This is a genomic window from Rhodococcus sp. G6(2025) (genome assembly GCF_058628105.1).
The window spans coordinates 3896609-3911927 of sequence record NZ_CP179750.1 but is presented as its reverse complement, the minus strand read 5'-3'; the positions used below and the strand labels follow the sequence as shown (position 1 = coordinate 3911927).

Below are 15319 nucleotides of genomic sequence, written 5' to 3'. Positions count from 1 at the left end.
ACCGACGCGGAGGGGCTCGGCGAGATGCATCTCGCCGAGCCCCTCCGCGTTACCCGTAGTGGCTGGTCAGACCGTGAAGCCGAGCGCGCGCAACTGCTCGCGGCCGTCCTCGGTGATCTTGTCGGGGCCCCACGGCGGGAGCCACACCCAGTTGATCTTCAGTTCGTTGCACAGACCGCTGCGCACGAGCGCGCCCCGCGACTGGTCCTCGATGACATCGGTCAGCGGGCACGCCGCCGACGTGAGCGTCATGTCGAGGGTCACGACGTCCTCTTCCTCGGTAATTCCGTACACGAGACCGAGGTCGACGACGTTGATGCCGAGTTCGGGGTCCACGACGTCACGCATCGCCTCCTCGAGCTCCTCGAGGCGTTTCGGGTCGGTAATCGCACCCGACGCGGCAGTGGCGGTCTCGCCGCCGTGGTCGGCCGTCGCCTGGTCCGGTACGGCCGTGGCGTCCGCCTCCGGCGTCTGCGTCTCGCTCATGATGCCTGTCCTCCGATTCGAGCTGGTTCGCCGTCTTCTGTCGGAACGGCCGAATCCCGTTCGTCCACGACCCGGTCGTCCACTATCTGAACAACCGCGTCCTTGAATGCCATCCATCCCAGCAGCGCACACTTCACGCGAGCCGGGTACTTCGAGACGCCGACGAAGGCGATGCCGTCCCCGAGGACGTCCTCGTCCCCCTCGACGGTACCGCGGCTGCTGACCATCTCGTTGAATGCGGCAACGGTCTGCAGGGCCTGCTCGACGGGCATCCCGACCACCTGATCGGTGAGCACCGACGTCGACGCCTGGCTGATGGAGCAACCCTGGCCGTCGTACGACACATCCACGACGGTGCCGTCGTCGGCGAGCTGCACGCGCAGCGTCACTTCGTCACCGCACGTGGGATTGACGTGGTGGACTTCGGCGCCGAACGGTTCGCGCAGACCGCGGCCGTGAGGATGCTTGTAGTGATCCAGGATCACTTCCTGGTACATCTGTTCCATTCTCATGCAGGAACCTCCCCGAAGAACTCCTGTGCGCGCCGCACCGCCGCCGCAAGTGCGTCGATCTCGTCGACCGTGTTGTACAGCGCGAACGACGCCCTCGCCGTGGCCGCGACACCGAAATGACGGTGCAGGGGCCAGGCGCAGTGGTGGCCGACGCGGATGGCGACCCCCTCGTCGTCGAGAATCTGACCGAGATCGTGTGCGTGTATTCCGTCGACCACGAACGACACTGCCCCGCCGCGGTCCTCGGCGGTCGTGGGTCCGATGATGCGCACACCGTCGATGGCACCGAGCGCCGCCAGTGCCGCCTCGACCAGGGTGTGCTCATGCGCCGCGACCGCGTCCATCCCGATCTCCTCGAGATACCGGACCGCTGCGCCGAGTCCGACCACCTGCGACGTCATCGGAACGCCCGCCTCGAACCGCTGCGGCGGCGGCGCATAGGTGGTGCGTTCCATCGTGACGGTCTCGATCATCGAACCACCGGTGATGAACGGCGGCATCGCGTTCAGCAGATCGCGGCGCCCGTACAGGACACCCACGCCGGACGGGCCGAGCATCTTGTGCCCCGAGAAGGCCGCGTAGTCCACGCCGAGCGCGTGGAAGTCCACCGCCATGTGCGGGACGGACTGGCACGCGTCGAGTACCACCAGCGCGCCGACCGCGCGGGCGCGACGCACCAATTCCTCGACGGGTGCCACCGCCCCGGTCACGTTGGACTGGTGGGTGAACGCCACGACCTTGACGGCGTCGGTCAGCTCGAGCGAATCGAGATCGATCCGGCCGTCGTCGGTGACGCCGTACCAGCGCAACGTCGCGCCGGTGCTGCGCGCGAGCTCCTGCCACGGCACGAGATTGGCGTGATGCTCGAGTTCGGTGATGACGATCTCGTCGCCGGGGCCGAGGTGCCGCTCGAAGCGGTCGTCGCCGAGGACGTGAGTGACGAGATTCAGCGATTCCGTCGCGTTCTTGGTGAACACGAGTTCGTCGCTGTCGGCACCGACGAACGCGGCGATCGCCGCACGCGCATTCTCGTACGCGTCGGTGGCCTCTTCGGCGAGCTGGTGAGCGCCCCGGTGCACGGCCGCGTTACAAGTGGTGAGGAACTCCCTCTCGGCGTCGAGCACCTGGTTCGGGCGCTGTGACGTCGCGCCCGAATCGAGGTACACCAGCGGTTTTCCGTCGCGGACCGTACGCGCCAGGATCGGGAAGTCCTCCCGGATCCGGGTGACGTCGAATACGCGCACCGAGGTGGTCATCTGCGTTTATGCTCCTTGCGTTGCTGCAGCCTGGGTGAAGCGCTCGTAGCCCTTCGCCTCGAGCTCGTCGGCCAGTTCCGGTCCGCCCGACTCGACCACACGACCGCCGACGAACACGTGGACGTATTCCGGCTTGATGTACCGGAGGATGCGCGTGTAGTGCGTGATCAGCAGGATTCCGCCGTGCTCGCGTTCCTTGTACTTGTTCACGCCCTCGGAGACGACGCGCAGGGCGTCGACGTCGAGACCGGAGTCGGTCTCGTCGAGGATCGCGATCTTCGGCTTCAGGAGACCGAGCTGCAGGATCTCGTGGCGCTTCTTCTCACCGCCGGAGAATCCTTCGTTGACACTGCGCTCGCCGAACGAGGGGTCGATGTCCAGCTCGGTCAGCGCTTCCTTGACTTCCTTCACCCAGTGACGGAGCTTCGGGGCCTCGCCACGGACTGCGGTGGCCGCGGTGCGCAGGAAGTTGGACATCGAGACGCCGGGGACCTCGACCGGGTACTGCATCGCGAGGAACAGTCCGGCGCGGGCACGCTCGTCGACGCTCATCTCGAGGACGTTCTCACCGTTGAGGGTGATGGAGCCCGAGGTGATCTGGTACTTGGGGTGACCCGCGATGGCGTACGACAGCGTCGACTTGCCGGACCCGTTGGGTCCCATGATCGCGTGGGTCTCGCCGGAACGAACCGTCAGATTCACACCCTTGAGGATGTTGATCGGGTCGGCGTTCTCGTCGGTGTTCGCGACGTCGACGTGCAGGTCCTTGATTTCCAGGACCGAGGTTTCGGGGGTGGAAGCGTCAGGGGTAGACATTGTGATCCTTCGAAGAAATGGGAAGTAGTGGTCCGGCGGCGCGGGTCACACGCCGACTGCGGCGAGTTCGGCCTCGACAGCAGCCTCGAGGCGCTCGCGAATCTCGGCGACGGCGATCTTGTTGATGATCTCGTGGAAGAACCCGCGCACGACGAGTCGCCGTGCCGCGTCCTCGGGGATTCCGCGGGCGCGCAGGTAGAACAACTGCTCGTCGTCGAATCGTCCCGTGGCGCTGGCGTGGCCGGCACCCACGATCTCACCGGTCTCGATCTCGAGGTTCGGAACCGAGTCGGCGCGTGCACCGTCCGTCAGGACGAGGTTGCGGTTCAGCTCGAACGTGTCGGTGCCTTCGGCCGCGGCGCGGATCAGCACGTCGCCGATCCACACGGTGTGGGCGTCGGGCTTTCCCGAATTCGGATCACCCTGCAGGGCGCCCTTGTAGACCACGTTGGACTTGCAGTGCGGCTGCGAGTGATCCACCAGCAGTCGCTGCTCGAAGTGCTGTCCGGCGTCGGCGAAGTACAGGCCGAGCAGTTCGGCGTCGCCGCCGGGGCCGTCGTACTTGACGGTCGCGGACAGGCGGACGAGGTCGCCGCCGAGACTGATCGCGTTGTGGCGGAGCACCGCGTCACGGCCCAGCCGCGCGTGATGCGACGCGACGTGCACGGCGTCGTCGGCCCAGTCCTGGACGGCGACCACGGTGAGGCGGGCGCTGTCGCCGAGAACGAATTCGACGTTCTCGGCGAACGTGCCGCTGCCGCGCTGGTCGATGACGACGGTCGCCTTCGCGAAGGCGTCGAGCCGAATCTGCAGGTGCCCGAAGGCGACCTTGTCCTCGCCCGGGCCGGTGACCGTGATGTTGATCGTCTCGGCGACCTCGACCTCACGGCCGACCGTCACGACGGTGGCCGTCTCGAAACCCGAGTAGGCCTGTGCGGCCACCCGGTCGGCGGGCACGCCGGCCTTGCCCAGCCGGTCGTCGTCACGCCCGACGGTCTCGACCTGGACGGAGTCCGGACCGGCGACGTCGACGGTGACCGTGCCGTTCGCGACGGCCGTTCCGTCGTGCAGTCCGCGGAGTCGGCGCAGCGGGGTGAACCGCCAGACCTCGTCGCGACCACCCGGGATCTCGAAGGCGTTGACGTCGAACGAGGTGAAGACCTCACCCTTGTTCTTGATCGGCGAGCCGGTGGCGGTCCGCGCTATCCGCGGATTCTCGCCTGCGACGGCTCCCGCGACTCCGAGATTCTGGACACCAGTTTCTGGCGTGGTCACTAACCCACCGCCCCTTCCATCTGCAGTTCGATCAGGCGGTTCAGTTCCAGGGCGTACTCCATCGGGAGTTCCTTGGCGATCGGCTCGACGAAGCCGCGCACGACCGTGGCCATGGCCTCGTCTTCGGTGAGCCCGCGGCTCATCAGGTAGAACAGCTGGTCGTCGCTCACCTTCGAAACGGTGGCCTCGTGGCCCATGGTCACGTCGTCCTCGCGGATGTCGACGTACGGGTAGGTGTCCGAGCGGCTGATCTGATCGACCAGCAGCGCGTCACACTTGACCGTCGACTTGGAACCGTGAGCACCCTTGTTGACCTGGACGAGTCCGCGGTAGGACGCGCGTCCGCCGCCACGTGCCACCGACTTGCTGATGATCGTCGACGACGTGTACGGCGCGAGGTGCAGCATCTTGGCACCGGTGTCCTGGTGCTGTCCCTCACCGGCGAATGCCACGGAGAGAACCTCGCCGCGGGCGTGCTCGCCCATCATCCAGACGGCCGGGTACTTCATGGTGACCTTCGACCCGATGTTGCCGTCGATCCACTCCATGGATCCGCCGGCCTCGACCTTGGTGCGCTTGGTGACCAGGTTGTAGACGTTGTTCGACCAGTTCTGGATGGTCGTGTAGCGGCAGTGGCCGCCCTTCTTCACGATGATCTCGACGACCGCGGAGTGCAGGGAGTCCGACTTGTAGATCGGCGCCGTGCAGCCCTCGACGTAGTGCACCGAGGCGCCCTCGTCGACGATGATCAGGGTCCGCTCGAACTGGCCCATGTTCTCCGTGTTGATGCGGAAGTAGGCCTGCAGCGGGATGTCGACGTGCACACCCGGCGGGACGTAGATGAAGGAGCCACCCGACCACACCGCGGTGTTCAGCGCGGAGAACTTGTTGTCGCCGGCCGGGATGACCGTGCCGAAGTACTCCCGGAACAGCTCGGGGTGCTGCTTCAGGCCCGTGTCGGTGTCGAGGAAGATCACGCCCTGCGCCTCGAGGTCCTCACGGATCGAGTGGTACACCACCTCGGACTCGTACTGAGCCGCGACACCGGCGACGAGGCGCTGCTTCTCGGCCTCGGGGATGCCCAGCTTGTCGTACGTGTTCTTGATGTCCTCGGGCAGGTCTTCCCAGCTCTCGGCCTGCTTCTCGCTCGAGCGCACGAAGTACTTGATGTTGTCGAAGTCGATGCCCTCGAGGTTCGAACCCCAGTTCGGCATCGGCTTCTTGTCGAAGGTCTTCAGCGCGCGCAGGCGGATGTCGAGCATCCAGTCCGGCTCGCTCTTCTTCGCCGAGATGTCGCGCACGACGTCTTCGGACAGACCGCGCTGCGCACTGGCACCGGCCTCGTCGGAATCGGACCAGCCGTACCCGTAATGCCCGAGTGACGCGATGGTCTCTTCCTGCGTGAGCGGCTCGGCGTTGGCCGACGCAGTGGATGTCACCTGGTCTGATGTGACGGTCATGCGAGCTCCTTCCGGAGTCTTGTTACGAGACCGGCGAGGGCTGGTCGCCGGTGGAGAACAGGTTGCTGACTAGGGGATCTATCGGGAAATCGTTGTTATTTGGGACCGGACGGGGGGACGAGTGGAACGTGGGTGGTGCATGCGCAGTCGCCGTTCGCGATGGTCGCGAGCCGCTGGACGTGGGTGCCGAGCAGTTGGGCGAACGCTTCCTGCTCGGCTTCGCACAGTTCCGGGAACTCCTCGGCCACGTGTGAGACCGGGCAGTGGTGCTGGCAGATCTGCACGCCGTTGCCCACCGGGCGCGTCGACGCCGCGAATCCCGCAGTGGTGAACGCGTCGGCGATGGCGTCGGCGGTGGTCTCGAGGCCCTCGGCGCTCTGATCGTCTGCCGGGGTCACGTTTCCGACGATCGCCTGGACTCGGCGACGAGCGAAATCGGTGATCGCGGCGTCTCCCCCGACCTCCCGCAATTGACGCATGGCCGCACCGGCGAGGTCGTCGTACGCGTGTCCGAGCCTGCCGCGGCCCTTGGCGGTGATCTGGAAGTATTTGGCGGGTCGTCCCCGTCCGCGGTGACGCACGGCGACGGAGGACGCCTCGCGCGCCTCACCGGAGTCCAGGAGTGCGTCGAGGTGCCTGCGGACACCGGCGGCACTGAGGCCGAGGCGGGTTCCGATTTCCGATGCGGTGATCGGCCCCTCCTCGAGGAGGAGCTTCACGACGGCAGCGCGGGTGTGGCCTTCGTGGCCGACGGCGACGGGTGACGCGGTTCCGACAGGCGCCGCCGAGGAAGGCGCGTGAACTGCGCTTTCCTTCGTTGCACGTGGTGTCGTTTCCGTTTTCACAACACCAGTGTGACGGAATTCGGATCGCAGGTCTACTAAGGGTGCCCTGCCTTACACCTGTGATTATGTGCCGCCCGGGCCCGGGAATACTGGCCGAACCGGTTGTGTTCGGCGCACCGCTACGCTGCCTGTGTGCCGCAGACCCCCGAGAACCCGGAGCCGACCCGCGCGGAGCCGACCTTCACGGCTCGCGCCGCTCTCCGACATCCGGCCGAGCTCGCCCGCCGGGCGCTGGGCATCGACGGCCGCTCCCCGCGCCCCTCGGTGGCGGCCGCGTTGCACGGCGACGAGCCGGAAACCGCGGGGCTGAACGAACAGGAAACCGCGCAGCTCCGCGGGATCCGCCGGTTCGGTGCGACCGGAACCGTCCTGATGGCGGTGGGTGCGCTGGGCGCAGGCGCCCAGCCGGTACTGCAGAACCCGGTCCAGGGGCTTCGCGTCATCGGGCTTCCCGCCCGGATCCCCAGCGTCGCGTTGACGCTCACCATGACCGGCACCGTGATGATCGTGCTCGCGTGGCTACTCCTCGGGCGCTTCGCGATCGGCAGCCTGCAGTCCGGGGCCGTGCGTCGCCTCAACCGGTCTCAGCTCGACCGCACCCTGCTGCTGTGGATCATCCCGCTGTCCGTCGCGCCGCCGATGTTCAGCAAGGACGTGTACTCGTACCTCGCGCAGAGCGAGATCGCGGCACGCGGGCTCGATCCCTACGCGATCGGTCCCGCCGGTGCGCTCGGGGTCGATCACGTCCTGACCCGGACCGTGCCGACGATCTGGCGCGACACCCCGGCGCCGTACGGGCCGCTGTTCCTCTGGATGGGGCGTGGAATCAGCTGGCTGACCGGCGAGAACATCGTCGCGGGGATCTTCCTGCACCGGCTGCTGGCCCTCGCCGGTGTGGCGATGATCGTGTGGGCACTCCCCCGGCTGGCGCGGCGCTGCGGTGTCGCCGAGGTCAGCGCCCTCTGGCTGGGCGCCGCCAACCCCCTGCTGCTGTTCCACCTGGTCGCCGGAATTCACAACGAGGCTCTGATGCTCGGCCTCATGCTGGCCGGGATCGAGCTGGCGCTGCGGGCCGTCGAACGATCGGAGCCGATCCGCGGGCAATCTCTCCTCCTCCTGCTGTCGGGGGCGGCACTCATCGCCCTGTCGTCGACGATCAAGATCCCCTCCCTCCTCGCGCTGGGATTCGTCGGGATGGCGCTCGCCCGGAGATGGGGCGGAACCCCGAAAGCGGTGCTCACCGCGGCCGCCCTGCTCGGCGGGGTGGCCCTGGTGGTCACCCTCGCCATCAGCACGTCCAGCGGACTCGGCATCGGCTGGGTACACACCCTCGGCACTGCGAACGCGGTCCGCAGTTGGATGTCCATCCCCACGCTCCTCGGGCTGGGCACCGGACTGGCCGGGGTCCTGCTGGGCCTCGGCGACCACACGACGGCGGTGCTGAGCCTGACCCGGCCGATCGCGGCCGTCGCTGCGGCGTTCATCACACTGCGGATGCTCGTCGCCACGCTCGTCGGCCGCATCCACGCGGTCGGCGCGCTTGGGCTGTCCCTCGGCGCGGTCGTCCTCCTCTTTCCCGTGGTGCAGCCCTGGTATCTGCTGTGGGCGGTCCTGCCGCTCGCCGCCTGGGCCACGGCACCCGCGTTCCGCGTCCCCGCCATCGTCTTCTCGTCCATCGTCAGCGTCATCCTGATGCCGAACGGCGGCGAGTACCAGCCGTTCGTCATCGTGCAGGCCGCCATCGCCACCATCTTCACAGCCGGAACGCTGATCGTGATCACCCGCAACCGGCTGCCGTGGCGGGTCGGTTCGGAGCAGCAGCCGACCGTGCCGGACACCCAATATCCGCCCCGGGACGACGCCGACGCGGAAAGCCGGGGCACCGGCCGGGTCACACCAGGCCAGGGCTTACGCTGATTCCCCGTGACCTCGCGAACGCCCGGATCGGCGCAACCTGCTGTACGCCTGGAAGGCGTGGTGAAGACCTTCGACGGTGTGAGGGCCGTCGACGGACTCGATCTCACCGTCGAACCTGCACAGGTGGTCGCGTTGCTCGGTCCCAACGGCGCGGGTAAGACGACCACAGTCGAAATGTGTGAGGGCTTCGTCCGCCCGGACAGCGGCACCGTCCGCGTCCTCGGACTCGACCCCGTCGCGGATGCCGGCGCCGTCCGGGCCCGGATCGGTGTGATGCTCCAGGGCGGCGGCGCCTACCCCGGTTCCCGCGCCGGAGAAATGCTCGACCTCGTCGCCGCCTACTCGGCCGACCCCCTCGACCCCGACTGGTTGCTGCGCAGCCTCGGACTCGAGGATTCCCGTCGCACCCCCTACCGCAGGCTGTCGGGCGGGCAACAGCAGCGCCTGTCCCTGGCCTGCGCGCTGGTCGGCAGGCCGGAACTGGTCTTCCTCGACGAACCCACCGCCGGACTCGACGCCCAGGCCCGCCTGCTCGTGTGGGAACTGATCGACGCCCTGCGCCGCGACGGCGTCAGTGTGCTGCTGACGACGCACCTGATGGACGAGGCCGAGGAGCTCGCGGACCGGCTCGTCATCATCGACCACGGGTCGATCGTCGCGGCGGGCACGCCCGCCGAGGTCACCAGCCGCGGCGCCGAGGGCCAGTTGCGGCTCAGCGCGCCCGCCGGTCTGGACACCGAGCCCCTCGCGAGAGCCCTCCCCGACGGTTTCCGGGTGGCCGAGTCCGGACCGGGCACCTACCTCGTCGAAGGGCCGATCGATCCGAAGGTGGTGGCGTCGGTCGCGTCGTGGTGCGCCGATCTGGATGCCCTGATCAGCGATATCCGCGTCGACCAGCGCAGCCTCGAGGACGTCTTCCTCGAACTCACCGGCCGGGAACTGAGGGGATGACGATGAGCACCAGCGACCGTCTGACGGAGAATCGTTTCGCCCCGGGCACGTTCGCGCCCGACCCCCGCCCGAGTGGCGCGGCGGTCATGTTGCGGGCCCAGACCGCGCTCGAACTCAAACTGCTCCTGCGCAACGGCGAACAGCTGCTGCTGACCATGTTCATCCCGATCACACTGCTGATCGGCCTGTGTCTGCTGCCCATCGGCGACCTCGGAACGTCGCGGGTCGACAAGGTGGTCCCCGCCGTCATGATGGTGGCGGTGATGTCCACCGCGTTCACCGGCCAGGCCATCGCGGTCGGCTTCGACCGCCGGTACGGGGCGCTCAAGCGGCTCGGCGCCACCCCCCTGCCGACGTGGGGAATCATCGCCGGGAAGAGCGCCGCCGTGGTCATCGTCGTCGCCCTGCAGTCGGTGCTCCTCGGTTCGATCGGGCTGGCGCTCGGCTGGCGTCCGAGTGCGTGGGGACTGGTTCTCGGCGCCGTGATCATCGCCCTGGGCACCGTGACGTTCGCGGCGATGGGACTGCTGCTCGGCGGCACCCTCCGTGCCGACATCGTCCTCGCGCTGGCCAACATCCTGTGGTTCGTCATGGTCGGCGTCGGCAGCGTGGTGTTCGCCACCGGCGAGCTGCCCTGGCTCCTCCACACCGGGGCCCGGCTGATCCCGTCCGGTGCGCTCGCGCACGCGCTCGACGCCGCACTGTCGGGGTCGGTGGATCTGCTCAGCGTCGTGGTCCTCGTCGTCTGGGGTGCGGCCGCGGGAGCCCTGGCGGCCCGGACGTTCCGATTCACGTGATCCGCCGACCCGCAGCCCGGCGCGCCCGCAGCGTCGGCACCGTTCTGGCAGTCCTGCTCGCCGTCCTCGGCTGCGGCACGCTGCCCGCGGGCGCCGCACCGCAGTGGGGTCCGCCCGCCGCGCCGAATCCGTTCCTCGGACCCGCCGGCACGTCCACGATGCACGGCGACGCGGGGTCCACCGACGTCACTCCGCTGCCCGGTCCCGGCACCGGCCCGCTCACACTGTCCGCGTACCCGCTGGTGTCGGCGTGCCCGACCCTCCTGCAGGGTTCCGACCGGCTCGTCGTCGCCTTGTGCACGTCCGTGGCCGGCCAGGTCCCGACCGTTCACCTCATCGATCCCGCCGCCCCCGCGGCCCCGTTCGGCAGCTCGCTCGCCACGTTCGCGCTGGCGAAGGGCAGCCTCCTGGGCGGCGTGTACGCGTTCCTCGACAACGACAACCGGCTGGTCGTGGTGGACGGCAACCGTCAGCTACTGCGCCTCGGACATTCGCAGGATCCCGAAGGCCGCTGGCGGATCAGCGTCGACTCGCGCGTCGACCTGTCCGGCAGTGTTCCGCCGGGTGACAACGTGACCGGACTGACGCCGGACTGGCAGGGCAACGTCTGGTTCGCCACGGGTGGCGGTGTCGTCGGAGCCGTGGATCGCGCCGGCGTCGCGCATGCTCTGCCGTTGGCCGCGGGCGAACAGGTCCAGAACAGCATCTCCACCTCGCCCGCCGGCACCGCGGTCGCGACGACGCATGCCCTGTACCAGTTCACGCTCCGCGACGGGGCGGTGCGGGTGGATTGGCGGCGCGACTACGACCGCGGCCCGGACCGTAAGCCGGGGCAACTCAGCCACGGCACCGGGTCCACCCCCACCTACTTCGGGCCGTCGACCGGCAGCGATTTCGTCGCGATCGTCGACAACGCCGACCCGCAGGTGAGTCTTCGGGTCTTCCGCGCCGATTCCGGTGACGAGATCTGCTCCCTTCCGGTGCTCGGCAGCCCGGGCGGCAGCGAGAACTCGCCGATCGGTATAGCCAATTCGGTGTATGTCGCGGGGACGTACGGCTACCCGTATCCCGCGGTTCCGGACGGCGCGGGCCCGGCGGTGCCGACGAACGCCCCGTTCACCGGCGGCATGACCCGTGTCGACATCGACCCGATCGGCTGCCACCAGGTGTGGAGCAACGACGTCCGCAGCGCGGCGGTACCCCATCTCTCGACCGGTGACGGGTTGCTGTACACCGTGATCCGTCACGGGTTCGACGTCACCACGCCCCTGGACGGCTTCTCGTTCGCGGTGATCGATCCGGCGGACGGTACGGTCGAGCACACCAGCCCACTCCCCGGCACCGCGGTCAACGACACACTGCAGATGTCCGGACTCGTCACCGACACCGGCGACTTCTGGCAGGGCACGGTCACCGGCATCCTGCGGATTCGCGGCGAGTAGCACGGAGTCGAGCGCGCCGCCACCGGCCCAACGACACGCTGTAGTTGACGGCCCTCTACCATCGACGTCGTGCTGTATCGCGGGTTTCTGAGCCTGGTAGACCGTCTCCCCCTTCCGTCGCTGACCGTGCAGCGTGTCATCGCGTTCGCGGTGATCCTCACGCAGGGCGGTATCGCCGTCACCGGGGCCGTCGTGCGGGTGACCGCATCCGGCCTCGGGTGCCCCACCTGGCCGCAGTGCTTCCCCGGCAGTTTCGTGCCGGTCGGGCACGGCGAGGTCGCCGTCGTCCATCAGGCGGTCGAGTTCGGCAACCGGTTGCTCACGTTCGTCGTCGTCGTGGCCGCGGCTCTGATCGTTCTCGCGGTCACCCGCGCCCGCCGTCGTCGAGAGGTCCTCGTCTACGCGTGGATGATGCCTCTCGGCACCGTCGTGCAGGCCGTCATCGGCGGTGTCACGGTGCTCACCGGACTGCTGTGGTGGACGGTGGCGGTACACCTGCTCGCGTCGATGGCGATGGTGTGGCTAGCGACCGTGATGTACGCGAAGATCTGCGAACCCGACGACGCGCCGGCGATCGACGTGATCCCCGCCCCGCTGCGGTGGCTCACCGCGCTGTCGGGTGTCGCGCTGTCCGGGGTGCTCGCCGCCGGAACGCTGGTCACGGGCGCCGGACCGCACGCGGGAGACAAGAGTCTCGACCGCGTGGTTCCGCGCCTCGAGGTGGAGATCGTCACGCTCGTGCACCTGCATGCCCAGCTGCTGGTGGGCTACCTGGCGTTGCTGGTCGGCCTGTGCTTCGGCCTGTACGCCGTGGGCGCCACCCGCGCGGTGACGATCCGCGTGCAGGTTCTGCTCGCACTGGTGGTGGCGCAGGCGCTGGTCGGACTCGTCCAGTTCTTCACGGACGTTCCCGCGGCCCTGGTGGCAGTCCATGTCGCGGGTGCCGGGCTGTGCACCGCGGCCACCGCGGCGGTATGGGCTGCGGGACGCACCCGCGAGTACGTCACGCAGCCGGACACCGCGAGCGTCTAGCGCTCGTTGCGCGCCTTCGGGAACCGCGTCTGCCGCGCGACCCAGCCGGCCATCTTCTGGAAGTGACCCTTGCGGGGCGTGACGATGCTGGTAATCGCGCGATCCCACTCCGAGACGGTGACGTCGTCGAAGGATGCGACGACGGCGTTCGCGGTGGCGAGATCCTTGACCACCTGGTCACCGAGGATGCCGTCGGCTCCGACGAGCGTGATGCGGACGCCGGCGAGTCCGATCGGCTGGATGACGGCACTGGCGGAACCGCCGTGCTCGGCCACGAACTTCTTGATCGCGTCGACCGTGTGGGACGGCAGCGAGGGCGCCGGGCTCGCGGGCGCCTGATCCGCGTGGGTGTCGGTACTCATGACCCCGAGAATACTGGGCGGTAGCGGCGTCGTGTCCGCCAGGCTCCGATCGGCGACACTCGCCGTGTAGAACTGAATCCATGCGCGCTATACAGGTTTCCCGTCTCGGTGGTCCCGACGTCCTCGAACCGGCGGAGGTTCCCGAACCCCGGATCGGAGCGACGGATCTTCTGGTTCGCACCGAGGCGATCGGCATCAACTTCATCGACACCTACTTCCGGACGGGGCTGTACCCGCGGCCGTTGCCCTACATTCCCGGAGACGAGGGCTCCGGAGTCGTGGAGGCCGTCGGCGGCGACGTGACCGGTATCGCTCCCGGTGACCGGGTGGCGTGGTGCTCCGCCCCCGGCAGTTACGCCGAGAAGGTGGTCGTCCCCGCGGCGGCCGCGATCACCGTCCCCGACTCCGTGCCCGCCCCGCAGGCCGCTTCCGCTCTGCTGCAGGGAATGACCGCCCACTACCTGGCCCACTCGACCTACCCGATCCAGTCCGGCGACACCGTCCTCGTCCACGCCGGAGCGGGCGGAGTCGGTCTGCTGCTGACCCAGATGGCGACCACGCTGGGCGCGCGGGTGATCACCACCGTGTCCTCCGACGCCAAGGAACAATTGTCCCGTGACGCCGGCGCACACGAGGTGCTGCGATACGACGACGACGTCGCCGCCCGGGTGCGTGAACTGACCGACGGCGAAGGCGTCGCAGCCGCCTACGACGGTGTCGGCGCGTCCACGTTCGAGGCCAGTCTCGCGTCGGTGCGGATCCGTGGGACGGTCGCGTTGTTCGGTGCGGCCAGTGGCCCGGTGCCGCCGTTCGATCCGCAACGGCTGAACCCGGCCGGTTCGGTGTTCCTCACCCGGCCGACACTCGCGCACCACATCCGCAACCGTGAGGAACTGACGTGGCGGGCGGGAGACGTGTTCTCCGCCCTGGCCGACGGTTCGCTGACGGTCCGGGTGGGCGCGGAGTACCCGCTCGAGCGGGCCGAGGACGCGCACCGCGACCTCGAGGCGCGTGCGACGACGGGATCGATCGTGCTGGTTCCCTGACGCGGAGCGTCAACTCAGGCCCTGACGCGGAGCGTCAACTGAGGACCTGACGCGGAAGGTCAGCTCAGCAGGCTGCCGACGGTCTGCAGTCCGAGCACGGAGTCGACGGCGAGACCGACGAAGACGATGGCCAGATAGTTGTTGGACTGCAGGAACAGGCGGAGCGGTTTCACGGCCGCTCCGCCGCGGACGCTGCGGTACAGCTGGTGGGCCATCAGCAGGAACCAGGCGCCCGCGACGAGGGTCACGGCGGCATAGACGACGCCCGCGGCGGGGACGAGCGCGAGGGACGTGATCACCATCGCCCAGCTGTACAGCAGGATCTGCTTGGTGACGTGCTCCTCGGTGGCGATCACCGGCAGCATCGGGACACCGGCCGCCTTGTAGTCCTCCTTGTACCGCATGGCGAGGGCCCACGTGTGCGGCGGCGTCCAGAAGAAGATGACCAGGAACAGCACGATGGGCTGCCAGCTCAGCGACCCGGTGACCGCCGACCAGCCGACCATGACGGGCATGCAGCCCGCGGCGCCGCCCCAGACCACGTTCTGCCAGGTCCGGCGTTTGAGCACCATCGTGTACACGAGCACGTAGAACGCGATGGTCAGGACGACCAGGCAGCCGGCGAGCAGGTTGGCCCGCCACCACAGCCACAGGAACGACGCGACACCGAGAGTCATGCCGAACACGAACGCGTGGGACGTCGGCACCGCGTCGCGGGCCAGCGGCCGGCGGGCGGTGCGTTTCATGACCTTGTCGATGTCGGCGTCGACGACGCAGTTGAGCGAGTTCGCGCTCGCCGCGCCCATCCATCCGCCGAACAGCGTGCTGAGGATCAGCGCGATGTCGACGTTGCCGCGGTCCGCCAGCAGCATCGCGGGGATGGTGGCGACCAGCAGCAGCTCGATCACCCGCGGCTTGGTCAATGCGATGTAGGCCAGGACCTTGCCCGTGACGCGACCCAGCACCGTACCGGTGTCGGTCGCGCGGGGGGCGGGGCTGGGGCTGCCGAAGCCGTGTCCGCTCGGCTGATGCCCTGTCCGCACGTTCTCTCCTCGCACCACGCGTAATTCCACATCCGAATGCCGGCGACTGCTCCCGAAGTCCTTCGCGACGGCCGGCCGT

At 68.5% G+C, this 15319-nt stretch carries 15 protein-coding genes; 6 read left to right on the top strand and 9 right to left on the bottom strand.

The window, feature by feature from the left end; translation table 11 throughout:
- Nucleotides 1-66 precede the first annotated feature (66 nt).
- The 7 genes from ACLIVD_RS18055 to ACLIVD_RS18025 form a co-directional block, all read right to left on the bottom strand.
- Nucleotides 67-486, bottom strand: a complete 420-nt coding sequence (locus tag ACLIVD_RS18055) for a metal-sulfur cluster assembly factor (RefSeq protein ID WP_283332363.1) — start codon at nucleotides 484-486, stop codon at nucleotides 67-69.
- On the bottom strand, nucleotides 483-998 hold the full coding sequence (gene sufU, locus ACLIVD_RS18050; RefSeq protein WP_283332362.1) for a Fe-S cluster assembly sulfur transfer protein SufU: 516 nt from the start codon (nucleotides 996-998) through the stop codon (nucleotides 483-485). The genes ACLIVD_RS18055 and sufU overlap by 4 nt, the downstream gene beginning before the upstream one ends.
- Nucleotides 995-2254 carry a cysteine desulfurase gene (locus tag ACLIVD_RS18045; RefSeq protein ID WP_491932819.1) on the bottom strand — a complete coding sequence of 420 codons (1260 nt, stop codon included), beginning with the start codon at nucleotides 2252-2254 and terminating at the stop codon, nucleotides 995-997. The genes sufU and ACLIVD_RS18045 overlap by 4 nt, the downstream gene beginning before the upstream one ends.
- Before the next feature lie 6 nt (nucleotides 2255-2260).
- Entirely contained in the window at nucleotides 2261-3070 is an 810-nt protein-coding gene (sufC, locus tag ACLIVD_RS18040) for a Fe-S cluster assembly ATPase SufC (protein ID WP_280782150.1), read from the bottom strand.
- Nucleotides 3071-3115: 45 nt separating this feature from the next.
- The gene (sufD, locus tag ACLIVD_RS18035) at nucleotides 3116-4345 is read right to left on the bottom strand and encodes a Fe-S cluster assembly protein SufD (protein ID WP_280782151.1); all 1230 of its coding nucleotides are present in this window, start codon (nucleotides 4343-4345) and stop codon (nucleotides 3116-3118) included.
- Entirely contained in the window at nucleotides 4345-5805 is a 1461-nt protein-coding gene (gene sufB, locus ACLIVD_RS18030) for a Fe-S cluster assembly protein SufB (RefSeq protein WP_009480461.1), read from the bottom strand. The genes sufD and sufB overlap by 1 nt, the downstream gene beginning before the upstream one ends.
- 95 nt (nucleotides 5806-5900) lie before the next feature.
- On the bottom strand, nucleotides 5901-6650 hold the full coding sequence (locus ACLIVD_RS18025) for a helix-turn-helix transcriptional regulator (protein WP_280782152.1): 750 nt from the start codon (nucleotides 6648-6650) through the stop codon (nucleotides 5901-5903).
- 132 nt (nucleotides 6651-6782) lie between these two features.
- Between ACLIVD_RS18025 and mptB the strand changes: the two genes are divergently transcribed.
- The 5 genes from mptB (at nucleotide 6783) to ACLIVD_RS18000 (ending at nucleotide 12789) form a co-directional block, all read left to right on the top strand.
- Nucleotides 6783-8567: a polyprenol phosphomannose-dependent alpha 1,6 mannosyltransferase MptB gene (gene mptB, locus ACLIVD_RS18020; RefSeq protein WP_411194543.1), complete on the top strand. Its 1785-nt coding sequence runs from the start codon at nucleotides 6783-6785 to the stop codon at nucleotides 8565-8567.
- 6 nt (nucleotides 8568-8573) lie between these two features.
- Nucleotides 8574-9518 carry an ABC transporter ATP-binding protein gene (locus ACLIVD_RS18015; protein ID WP_037203409.1) on the top strand — a complete coding sequence of 315 codons (945 nt, stop codon included), beginning with the start codon at nucleotides 8574-8576 and terminating at the stop codon, nucleotides 9516-9518.
- Entirely contained in the window at nucleotides 9515-10315 is an 801-nt protein-coding gene (locus ACLIVD_RS18010; RefSeq protein ID WP_105418530.1) for an ABC transporter permease, read from the top strand. The genes ACLIVD_RS18015 and ACLIVD_RS18010 overlap by 4 nt, the downstream gene beginning before the upstream one ends.
- Nucleotides 10312-11757 (top strand): hypothetical protein, encoded by a 1446-nt coding sequence (locus ACLIVD_RS18005; protein ID WP_491932818.1) that lies wholly within the window; start codon nucleotides 10312-10314, stop codon nucleotides 11755-11757. Before ACLIVD_RS18010 ends, ACLIVD_RS18005 begins: the two co-directional genes overlap by 4 nt.
- A 69-nt stretch (nucleotides 11758-11826) precedes the next feature.
- On the top strand, nucleotides 11827-12789 hold the full coding sequence (locus ACLIVD_RS18000; RefSeq protein ID WP_491932817.1) for a COX15/CtaA family protein: 963 nt from the start codon (nucleotides 11827-11829) through the stop codon (nucleotides 12787-12789).
- On the opposite strand, the gene ACLIVD_RS17995 is transcribed toward ACLIVD_RS18000, so the two are convergent.
- The gene (locus ACLIVD_RS17995; protein ID WP_005565772.1) at nucleotides 12786-13151 is read right to left on the bottom strand and encodes a hypothetical protein; all 366 of its coding nucleotides are present in this window, start codon (nucleotides 13149-13151) and stop codon (nucleotides 12786-12788) included. The genes ACLIVD_RS18000 and ACLIVD_RS17995 overlap by 4 nt on opposite strands.
- A gap of 80 nt (nucleotides 13152-13231) precedes the next feature.
- On the opposite strand from ACLIVD_RS17995, the gene ACLIVD_RS17990 reads away from it, so the two are divergent.
- Complete coding sequence (locus ACLIVD_RS17990) at nucleotides 13232-14197, top strand: quinone oxidoreductase family protein (protein WP_283332357.1); 966 nt, start codon at nucleotides 13232-13234, stop codon at nucleotides 14195-14197.
- A 59-nt stretch (nucleotides 14198-14256) separates the two neighbouring features.
- On the opposite strand, the gene ACLIVD_RS17985 is transcribed toward ACLIVD_RS17990, so the two are convergent.
- Nucleotides 14257-15240, bottom strand: coding sequence for a heme o synthase (locus tag ACLIVD_RS17985; protein ID WP_280782156.1), 984 nt, complete (start codon nucleotides 15238-15240; stop codon nucleotides 14257-14259).
- Nucleotides 15241-15319: the final 79 nt, after the last annotated feature.